The organism is Sphingobacterium thalpophilum, from assembly GCF_901482695.1.
GTDB classification, from domain to species: Bacteria; Bacteroidota; Bacteroidia; order Sphingobacteriales; family Sphingobacteriaceae; genus Sphingobacterium; species Sphingobacterium thalpophilum.
This window is the reverse complement of sequence record NZ_LR590484.1, coordinates 3,220,032-3,231,586: the sequence shown is the minus strand read 5'-3', so window position 1 is coordinate 3,231,586 and position 11,555 is coordinate 3,220,032. Positions and strand designations below refer to the sequence as shown.

Below are 11,555 nucleotides of genomic sequence, written 5' to 3'. Positions count from 1 at the left end.
CATCAGTTCACTCATCGCTTTAAGGCCAGGATGGTCATATTTCTTAAATCAAAAATCAGCACATTAGTCGTAGCCGGAATGGTGAAATACGAATTTCGGTTTGCGCTGGCGGTACCGCCCCCCAATTCAGCTACTTTGCCCAACGTAAGGGACAAGGTCTGGGCTGCACCGGCAGATGTAAGCGGAGCACTGAAAGCGTAAGCTAGATTTTTATTGTTACTATTATCTCCGGTTACGATAAACTTGGTCGTGCCGACTTTTCCCCCAGTATAGACCAGCACCTGCGGATCGGCCAGACTGACCGTACAATCCATTTTCAATGGTGTACCCCAGCCATTAATACTGCCATGCATCCATAGATCGGTAACGGTGGTCGTATATGGGGCATCCCCCGTCCATGTCACTGTCTTTGGTGCAAGCGCTTTCGCTGGCGAATAGATGGTTGCCGTGGCCTTCTGCATGTTGACCACAACACGGTACTGCCCGGCAGTTTCTATTTTCCAGGAGAACACATTTTCTCTCATCCTGATACCTACAGGGTTTCCATCATTGAGCACATCGCTTCCATCTGTGGCCACGACGTAATTGGTCTCGCCGTTAAATTCCACCGGAATCTCCAGTTCTCCCGGCTGCAAGTTCAACACATACGCGTACTGATCGAGGTTTTCCAACGTTTTTGGCATCTCAACGCGGCTTACGCCCACGGCACTGCCGCCCAAAAACACTTTGTCGGCATCAAACACTACAGTTTTAATCGGAGTAACGGCCACTCTGACTGTTCTGACTTCTGGTGCTTCAAAGCTGCCCCCACCTTCCCACTGCGCGACCACTCTAAACTCGAGCGTAAAGCTTTTATTTGTAGGTATACCCCATTTTTCGTTGGCCCAGTTCTGCAGCTGCTCGGAAGTGAAGCTCCTGCTGAATACGTTATCGTCTTCATAATTAAATATAGCTGTACCGGTACCAAAATTGTTGCCTACCACATCTAAAGCGGTGGTGTAACTTACCAGATGATCATCTGACTGTGTGCGTGCCGGCGTCCAGCTAAAGGTGACAATATCTTTGTCAAGATGATCCCCGTCCAGGGCAATGCTATCCGATGAAGGCTGAAGCGTCATCGTTTCCTCTACTTTTGGTATATCCTGAACTCCCTTCTTGCAGGACGACAGGCAGAAGACAAAGCTTACAAAAAGTAGGGTTTTATATATATAATTGATTATTTTCATCTGTTTATTAGTTTACTGACGGTTATCCATTATGCTGGTGGCGTCATTGAGCGCCTAACCAGCCCTGGCTGTATTTCGTGATCAGATGTCGAAGCTGCCCAAAATGGCTATTGCTTTTTTTGACCAGCTTCCTGACCTGATTTAATTGTAACCCGGATTTTGAGGGAATGGTGCCCCTGTATTTGCATCCCGGATTACCTGTGGAATCGGCCACAAGATGTTATTGTCCGTGATCTTATCCTTAATTGCATTATTGTACTTTTTGACACGTTCCACCAATTTATTGGTACGCACCAGGGTAAACCTCCGGCTTTCTTCTCCCACCAGTTCACGGATACGCTCATCGAGTAAGAAATCCATATTCATTTGTGCGGCAGTTATCTCCGAAGTTCCGGCTCTTTTCCGTACCTCGTTTACGGCCTGGGCTGCTTTGTCAGGCATATTTTGCCCTAGATAAGCTTCGGCAAGCAATAAATAGGTTTCGGCCAGACGGAACTTCATACGGTCTTTGTAACTGCCCGTCAAGCTTAAATTTTCTGGACGGCCGTAAAAGAACTTGGTGATCGCCGGGAACAGGGTTTTTGTCGTAAACCAGGTCTGTTCGGTGATACTTGCTTTTTTGCCATAGAGCGAAGTCTCGTTGGCGTTATTGTAATACCAGTTGCGTTTGATATTGTAGCCCGAATTACGCATATCATTGGCTTCGAAAATACCGGCTACATTGCCTGTGGCATTGGTACCATTGGTACCCACCCACCATTTCATAGGCACCAGCTGTGCAATACCTCTGCCGCCCAAGGTATCGGCCAGGACAAATCCTGTGATCGACGAGTAGTTAGGTATCCAGGCTCTACGCGTCCAGTCATCAGAATTGGTTCCCCCACCTATGGTATTAAACTGAAATTGCAATACCCATATACTTTCTTTGTTACCGCTTTTTCTATTTTGGTTATTTTCGAGAAACAGGTCACTAAATACGTCGCCGGGCTTGGCACCATTCACCCCATATCTATTTTTCATAAGATTGTAATAACCGCTATTGATCACTGCCAACGCTGCCTTTTCCGCTTCCGCAGGATTGCCCTGCAACAGATAGATTTCGCTTAAGAGATGGTTTGCTGCCCATTTGGTCAGCTTCCCTTCCTTCACAGCATCGGGATTTTCGGGTAAATTATCTACAGCAAACTTTAGATCGTCAACCATATGACCGATCACCTCAGCTTTGGGTGTGCGGGTAAAATTAAGCTGAAAATCATACAAAATTGTCTCGACATAGGGCACATCGCCGTAGAGGTACACCAAGGTACGGTAAGCGTATGCCCTAAAAAAACGTGCTTCAGCCTGAAAACGTGCTTTGTCGGACGGGCTATCCCAGTTGGTATTTTTTTCGGAATAGACCAACATCAGATTGGCCGATGATATCAAATTGTAAGCCCAATTCCAATAAGTACCCACAAACCGCTCAGATGCAGTCAGGGTAAGATTGGCAAAAGCGGTCAACGAACCGTCGCTATTAATAGCATCGGCTATATCTGTGGCCACCTGCAGCGCTTCGTACGGACAAGCGCCATTGTGAATAAAAGCGCCGCCTTCGCCATAGGTATTATACTCTGAGCGGGTCAGGGCATATAAACCCGCGCTCCCCACTTCGAAGCCATAGGTGCTGGTATAGGTGTTGGATGGAGCCAATTCAGTTTTCAAATTTTCATCCAGATAATTCTTACAGCCACCCAATGAGAACAATACGATAAGCGCCAAACTTGTTGTGATAATATTTTTCATTTTCATGTCGTATTAAATTAGAAGTTTACGTTTAGGCCAAACATATAGGAACGGGCCGTAGGGTAAGAGGCCATCCAGGTGTTGTCGTAGTTTAGCACTTCTCTGATATTGGAAAAAGTGTTCAGATTGTTGACACTGGCATTGATGTCAATGCCGCTTACACCTACTTTTTTGGCTATATTGTGCGGCAACTTGTAGCCAAACGTAATGTTTTTCACCTGCACATAATTCACTTTTTTGTAATAGCCATGACCCAATGGGTTGAGATAACCCGGCGAAACAATAGTAGCATGTGGATTTTCGGGTGTCCAGTAGTTGGCACCATGTACATAATTGGTAATTCCGAAAGTCCAGGAGCCCAGATTAGCCATATGGTCATCGCGCCATACACCAAAAACTCCTGTCACCAAAGCCGAGGCATAAAAGTTTTTGTACGATAGCCTGTTGGCCAAGGATGCGGTATAGCGCGGATTTTTGGATCCTATCACTACCCGGTCGCTGGGCTCAATCTTATTATTACCATCACGGTCGTAGAGTTTGGCTGCTCCGGGTGCTGCACCTTCAACCGGAATGGTTTCTCCATTTTGCCAGACACCAATCATTTTGTAATCGTAAAATACCCTTAATGGCTTACCGATAAACCAGTTGTTGGCCACATCATCAATGCCATCGCCTCTCAATTCCACGATCTTGTCTCTGTTTAATGAAAACACGGCTGTAGAGTTCCACTGAAAGTTTTCGCCTTTAATATTTGTTGAATTTAAGGTTACCTCAAGGCCTTTATTCTGCGTTGCTCCGATATTGTCCCAGATTCTATTGTATCCGTTCATGATAGGAACGGTACGGGTCATCAACAGATCTCTGGTCTTGGAAAGATAGGCGTCGATGGTTCCGCTCAACCTATTTTTAAACAGCTGAAAATCCAGACCAAGGTTGGTCGAGTAGGTCGTCTCCCATTTCAGATTAGGATTGCCGACACCATCTCCTGCCAAGTAGGCTGTGGTAACGGCCGTTCCGTCATCGCCCCAGATATATTTTACATTGGAATATAGCCGGTCTAAAGTCCTGTACGGTGTAATCGCCTGGTTACCATTGGCACCGTAAGAAAGGCGTACTTTCAGCATATCCAGCCATTTTACCTTACCTTTCAGGAAGTCCTCCTCCCCAATTTGCCAAGCTGCGGCGGCAACCGGAAAAAAGGCGTACTTATTGTTGATACCAAACACCGAAGCGCCATCGGTACGTCCGGTTAAAGTCAATAGGTACTTACCTTTGTAACCGTAGTTGATTCTGCCCATATACGACAGCATAGCTGTTTCGGACAATGAAGCACTATTGGAAACAAGACGGCTCGCCGATCCTATCATAAAGTACTCGGTATCGTCGGTGACAAATCCTGCTCCGCTCTGGCCTGTGGACCAACTTTTGGTTTTTTGCATACTGAACAAACCGGTCACGTCCAAACGGTGATCGCCTAGCTGACGTTCGTATTTGAGCAGGTTCTCCCAGGTATAATCATTATAATTAGAATTGTTGATGGAAGCACTGCCCCCAGCCTGTGTCCCCTGGTCCCTGCCTTCGAATGTATTGCGGCCATAATAGGTACCCGTAAATCCGTTGCGATAATTATAACCAAAGTTTGACCGTAATGATAGACCTTCTACCGGCAATAAAATATTAGCATATCCTGAAAGGAAGAAATTGTTGTTGTACCTATCTTGTATACCGTTGACGTTGCGCATAGGGTTTACGATCAAAGAGTACTCCATCGGTTCGGGCACATAATTTCCGGATTCGTCTTTATAACTGCCATAGGGGCTTTGTTTAATGGCGTGTTCAAGATTTGGCGTGATTCCGCCATCGCTTTTTCTGGTGTATTGCAAACCGATCCCGGTGGTCAGCCATTTATTAAACGTCTGATCCACATTGGTTGTGATATTCAGGCGCGACAAACGTGAATTGTACACCACGCCTTCCTGATCCAGTGCGGCCAACGCCGCCATATATTTCGTATTTTCGGTACCTCCGGAAATACTCAGCTGATGATCCATGGTAAAAGCTTTCCTGAATACATAGTCCTGCCAGTTGTGGGTAATACCTTTGGCATAATTGCCGCGCTCTGTTACGCTTATGATATCGCCGGCGATAGGATCCAACAAAGCGCCTGTATATCCCTGTCTGATACGGGCGATATCCTGTTGAAACCGGATGTACTCATTTGGTCCCATTACATTGATCTGTTGCATAGGTTCGGCCATACCGGCGGTACCTTTGTAGTTCACCTGAGCTTTGCCAAGGACTCCCCGCTTGGTTTGTATGAGGATCACACCGTTTGATGCACGCGAACCGTAGATAGCCGCAGCAGAGGCGTCCTTCAAGATAGAGAGGTTTTCGACGTTATTGGGATCGATGTCTGCCAGGGAACCGCTATAGGGAATCCCATCCAGAATAATCAATGGACTATTATTTGCGGATATGGAGTTTTCTCCGCGTATCAACAACGTTTGTGATGCGCCTGGGGCTGCTTCGGCGGTGGTAATCGAGAAGCCGGCCACCTGACCTACTAAGCGGTCCATCAGGTTGGGCGTGGAAACCATGCTCAGCTGTTCTTTTCCGACGACGGCCAGGCCTCCTGTAAGATCTTTTTTCCTGGCGGTCCCGTAACCTATTACTACGACTTGATCCAGCACCTTGTTTCCGGCCATTTTTACGTTCATTATCCCTGCTGGATCAACCTTTGCTTCCTGGTTATCGAAACCCACATAAGTAAACACCAAGGTAGCTGCTGCTGGTGCCTGAAGGACATAATGACCATTTGCATCTGTCTGCACAGTATTTTTGACACCTTTGACCGTGACCGAAACTCCCACTAATGCTTTCCCTGTTTCGTCGGTCACTTTTCCCTTAACTGTAATTTGATCTTTTGCTTGTGTATAGCCGTAATTTGTGGCCACCAACAATATGGCGACAATCATTAACCAGCTCTTGAGCCTGATATGTAATTCTTTTATCATTGATTTATATTGGTTAGTTTCAAAATTCACTTTGTCGTTCTTTACTTTCCCTTCCCGTAAAGACAATAAGGTTAAAATGGTTTTCTTCAATAGGCTTGCATTTTTTTGGTTTAACTTCGTTTCTTAAACAATATCCGGTAACGTAAAAGCTTGCTCCATGGCAGGGGCAGGTCCGTAAAGTTTTGGTTATCCCTCCTTCAGGTATTCACCCGGTCATAACTATTTCCCATATACATGTTTGTTTTTTTAATTGGTTAAGACAAAACTAAAGTCATCACCGGTCAATGGGGTTCGTTTTTGTACGAAAATGGTTCGATTTTGTACAAAGGGCAAAAACATGTGTTTATTGCTCTATAAGGCAGATAAAGTGTATTTTTTTATACTTTTTTTTGATGGCTTATACGGGGATAGAGGTCGCCGCTATGCGGGATTGCACAGCGGCAGCTTCAGTCAGGACACAGTTCTTCTATTTCCTGTCCCCGCCATTGGCGATTTTTTTCTTAAACTCAGACGGACTCACTTCAAACTGTTTTTTAAAACACACACTAAAGTATTTTGCATTGTTGAAGCCTGTCTGATAGGCAACCTCTGCCACAGTCAGATCTGATTTTTCCAATAGATAGGCGCTTCTTTTCAAACGCATATTCAAAATAAACTCTTTAATGGACATGCCGACAATATCATGTATCTTTTGGTAGAGTATGGTCCTGCCTACATTCATATCGGACACAAAGTCTTCGACGGAATAATTAGCGTTATCAATATTTTCCTCGATGACCTTGATGGCCTTATTCAGTAGCTCCTCGTCCATGGAGGTCACGGTGACATTTGAAGGATCAACCTGATAATGCTTGCTGTATTTTACTTTCAGTTCTTGCTGGGTTCTCAGGATGGTTTCGGTTTGCTGCAATAGATAATCGACATTAAACGGCTTGTCTATAAAGACGTTTGCACCGTATTCCAGTGCTTTTATTTTATTCTGGTTATCGTCTCCTGTCCCGGATATCATGATGATGGGAATATGGCTGGTCTTAAAATTTTGCCTTAAGCTCCGGCAAACGTCCAGGCCATTGCGATTTGGCATAATCAGGTCGGTAATAATCAACTGCGGATAAATTTTCTCGGCTTTGGTCAAGCCTTCTTTGCCGTCGCTGGCCGTATATACGTTGTATTTTTCAGCCAGCCTTTGCTCCAGATAAGCCCGCAACTGCGGGTCATCTTCGATCAGCAGGATATTGTCTGTCTTTTTGATATTCATAAAGCCTTTTTCGGGCTCTGCCGTATCCTGCATAATGATATCGTCAATTTCGGACACCGTATAATCGTACACATTTGACTGCATATCTCCTGATCCGGCTTGTTTCTTCAAGGGCAATGATATGGTAAACGAAATTTTATCGGCTTTGTTGACCATCCATATTTTTCCGCCCAGCACATCCACCAGTTCTTTTACAATGGCAAGGCCGAGCCCGGAACTTTCTTCAAAAGTAGGTCTTTGTGACGACAGGCGGTTGAAAGAGGTAAACAATGTCGCAATCTGTGCTTCGGAAAAGCCGTCTCCGGTGTTTAAGACTTCGACCGAAATGTATTCTGTCTCCTGTAGATCCGGCGATGAAAACCGCAATTTTTCTTCTTCGGTCGCAGAATAGATGCGTACCCCCACATAGCCGTTGTCTGGCGTATATTTGAGTGCATTGGAAAACAGGTTGGTCAGGATCTTTTCGATGATGTCATAATCAAACGCCACATATAAACTGTCTTTATGTGCGGCAAGGTTGGTCTCGATACCTTTTTTATTGGCATAGAGTTCAAAAAGACCAAAGATATCCCTTACAAAATTGATAAAATCACCGGCCTGTGGATTGAGCGTAATTTTTTGACTTTCAATTTCTCGAAAACGCAGCAGCTGGCTGATCATCCGCTGGATCCGGGATACATTTTTCTCGATCAGATCCATATATCCCACCGCAGCATCGTTGTTGACTACGGTCTCTTTAAGTTGTTTGAGCGGCTGCAACACCAGTGTTAACGGTGTTTTTAAGTCGTGCGAGATATTGGTAAAGAAATCCGTTCGGGCCTGGTTCAGTTCACGCATATTCTGTTCCTTTAAACTCTCCAGTGCGAGTCTTTCTTTGAATACTTTTTTATTGGTGTAATATCGGGTAATGAAAAACAGCAGGGCTAGAGCGAGGGCCACATAGAAACAATAGGCCCACCATGACAGGAAAAATGGAGGATCAACGTGGATATACAGCCTCGATATCTGGTCGCCCCACAATCCATCGTTGTTGGAGGCCTTGATCTCGAATGTATAATCACCGCCCGGAAGATTGAGAAACTGTACAGATTTTTGATTGGCGTGACTAATCTGCCATTCGTCGCCAAGTCCCAGCATGCGGTATGCAAATTGGTTTTTATCTGCCGACAGATAGCTATTGGCCGAAAACCTGATTTCTACATTGGACTGACTGCTCGATAGCCGTATCTGCTCCTTCTGGTTGGATAGACTGCCGATATCTTTTGGCAAAACGGATGGTTGGTCGCGCGGGGTCACCAGCTTGTTGTTCACTAAAAATGCCGTAAAAAACACTTTGGGACGCTGCAGGTTTTTATTCAGGTAGGCCGGGTCAAAAAGCAGAAAACCGTTGGTGCCACCAAACAGCATTTCGCCCTTGGATGTTTTGTAAGCTGAATGAATATAAAATGAGCCGATATTATTTTCCTGATAAAATCTGGCTTTTTCAAATTTATTTTGTTTCCGATCGAAATAAAAAAGACCTTCGCTGGTACTCAACCAGACGTTTTTGGTGCTGTTATCCTCCAGTATGCCAAATACCATCTTCGCCGGAAACCCGTTGGCAGCACTGTAGTTGGTGTAGGTTCCGTCCTTTTTGAGCACATTGACACCTTTTCCCAGGGTACCGAGCCAAACGTCGCCGCCAGAGGTAACGACATAGCTGCACAGATAGTTGGCAGAATACGCAGTGTCTTTGACCATATAGCGCTTTAACACTTTTAAGCTGCGGGTATCCACCATAAAAAAGCCCTGATGGCTGATCAGACAAAGCTGCTCCTGTTCATTAAGATAAAGTGCTTCCACCTCCAGGTTTAATTTTTTACCATTCGCGCCGATCACGTTTACCATTTCTATGCTGCCTTGCGGTTGCTTTCGGTATATAAACGGTTTATCAGGATCTGTCATCCACCATGTACCTCTGCTGTCGTTTACGAAATCGTAAACAGTCAACGGTTGCTGGCTTTCGGGCGAAAGGAAGTTGAAGCTGCCAAACCTATTATTGTCCAGGTCATAGGTACCGATTCCACCATTATAAGCTGAAATGAACAAGCGCCTGCCTTTTGCGTCAAACTTAAGGCGTTTGATCATGTTTGCATTTGACGAGCTGCTCTGTGATCTTAAAGGGCGGCTAAATTGGTCGTTTTTTCTATTCCAGTAATTGAGGTTACCGCCTTCTGTACCAATCCATATATTTCCTAAATGATCTTCCTGAAAACTACTTACAATGGGATGATTAAGCCCGCCGGGACTCGGATTAAAATAGCGCACCCTTGCGTCGTAAAGTGAGCAGTAGGCGATTTTACCACCGTAGGTACCTATCCATGCCCCTTGGTCGGGGTCCGCATAAATCGTCCAGATGGAGTTGTTGGGCAATGAAAAAGCATCATTCAGATTCATCTGTAAAGAGCTGCTGCTTCCCTGATCGGGGCTATAAAGGAAAAGGCCGGCCTGCGTAGCCACCCATATGACCCCTGTTGGGTCCAAGTATAGCTTTTTGGACAAAACGGACTGATTTTGTGCGACGATCACCGGGATTTTCTGTTTTAACGTTCCTGTCAAATCGGTCACATGAATACCACCCCGCTGCGTTAAAAAGTAAAGCAATCCACGGTACTCCACGATATCGTTTACCTGATTGGCCGCGCTACCAAAGTCCGCGAAATGTTCTACACGTTTCCTGGTCATCTCTACACGGTGCACAATAGCTCCCTGCGTTAAAAAAACATGACCTTTTGCACTCAATATGGTATGGAAAGATTTGTTCTCTGGCAACGAAAAACTTTCAGAATGACCATTTAATGGATCATAGCTCAGTACCCTGTCATCTGACAGCATATAAAGTTTGCCGTCGCTATTTAAACAGAATGAGCGGATCTTGCCCGGTACGGCGACATCAAAAGAAAAGCGTTCGTAATCGAACTTTAATAAGCCATAGCCCGAAGCTAAAAACAAATTTCCCTTCCTGTCTCTGATCAACGAACCATACCCCCATTTATGCTTTGGCTTGATAGCAGAGATGATATCATTTAACTGGTAAAAGCTATTGCCGTCATACATGAAGAGCGCGTCCGGACCAGTGTACCAGATCCGTCCCAGACTGTCTTTTGCGATGCTCTGGATACCTCCGTAATAGGAAGTTTCGGGCATCAGGTGAAATCTGTACCTCGAAACGTCGATAGCGAGAACATATTGCCAGAAAAAAGCGATGACACAAATTAGCAGACCGAATTTTTTCATTTAACCGATGCTTTTAAAAACTATTTAAATAACAGCCGTCGATTTCTCTGCTCATCCATTCTACCGAAGGGAGAATCAAAGAAATTGATACAGCTGAGCTCTGTTTCCCGACCTGCGGTCTGAAGTCAACATGCAAACGGCTGGTCTTTTTCATTGCCTGAAAATACTATGAATAACCTTAAAAATAAACTGCCGCGGCTATTTTTTCCAGATATCCTAACGCTCTCAGGCTATTTAAAGACAGGCGCTGTGGATAGACTTATGGTTTTTTGCTGATTGTTTTTTAATTCGAAGATAACGACTTCGTTTTTGCCCCGGACCAGATCTTCCGAAGAAATCGATATCGACTTCTGTTTTTCTTCTTCCCAGTACGAACCTAAATAGCGGTGATTTAACCACACCTCTCCCATTCCCCACCCAGTCATATCCAGATAGATATTGTCGGGTTGGTTGACCTCAAATTGCCCCCGGTAAAAACCGGGGGTATCATCCGCTGTCCGTTGTTCAAAAACCAGATTCTGTATTGGGTAGTCACGCACATTTAGCGGTATCATTTTCCAATTCCTGACCTCGTTTCCAGCTAACGTAACCGCGCCAAACAAACCTTTGGCATTATCCGTAATTTCGGGGCCATAGGTGATCCTTCCAATGTTCTCTACATACAACTGAAGCTGGTGTGTGCCCGGCAGTGCTTGTATCTTCAGCTTTTTTTTGGTATCCGTGATGGTGCCCAGCAGCTTGCCATCCATGTATACTGTTGCATAATCGCGTACGTTTTCCAATTCCAGTTCTTCCTCCCCCGTACTGATTTCTATCCCGGCCTGATAAAGCACATAGCCAGATTCCACGTTTAGGTCGTTCATGGATAATACATTTTCGGCCTCAATAGCCTTTTTATACACCTGTGAGAGCTGTGCTTTCTCTTGTAAGATCACTTCCTGCGCAGTTAATGTCTGGCTCAGAAACAGCAGACCCAATATGATTATTCTCTGCATCTCT

General features: G+C 45.1%; 5 protein-coding genes. All 5 read right to left on the bottom strand.

The window, feature by feature from the left end; genetic code table 11:
• Nucleotides 1-11: 11 nt before the first annotated feature.
• Nucleotides 12-1,226 (bottom strand): SusE domain-containing protein, encoded by a 1,215-nt coding sequence (locus tag FGL37_RS13410; RefSeq protein ID WP_081818021.1) that lies wholly within the window; start codon nt 1,224-1,226, stop codon nt 12-14.
• 141 nt (nt 1,227-1,367) lie between these two features.
• Complete coding sequence (locus FGL37_RS13405) at nt 1,368-3,008, bottom strand: RagB/SusD family nutrient uptake outer membrane protein (protein ID WP_028072227.1); 1,641 nt, start codon at nt 3,006-3,008, stop codon at nt 1,368-1,370.
• 17 nt (nt 3,009-3,025) lie between these two features.
• On the bottom strand, nt 3,026-6,112 hold the full coding sequence (locus FGL37_RS13400) for a SusC/RagA family TonB-linked outer membrane protein (RefSeq protein WP_232048693.1): 3,087 nt from the start codon (nt 6,110-6,112) through the stop codon (nt 3,026-3,028).
• 376 nt (nt 6,113-6,488) lie between these two features.
• Nucleotides 6,489-10,556, bottom strand: coding sequence for a response regulator (locus tag FGL37_RS13395; protein ID WP_197734468.1), 4,068 nt, complete (start codon nt 10,554-10,556; stop codon nt 6,489-6,491).
• Nucleotides 10,557-10,786: 230 nt separating this feature from the next.
• Nucleotides 10,787-11,551: a glycoside hydrolase family 35 protein gene (locus FGL37_RS13390; protein ID WP_028072230.1), complete on the bottom strand. Its 765-nt coding sequence runs from the start codon at nt 11,549-11,551 to the stop codon at nt 10,787-10,789.
• Nucleotides 11,552-11,555: the final 4 nt, after the last annotated feature.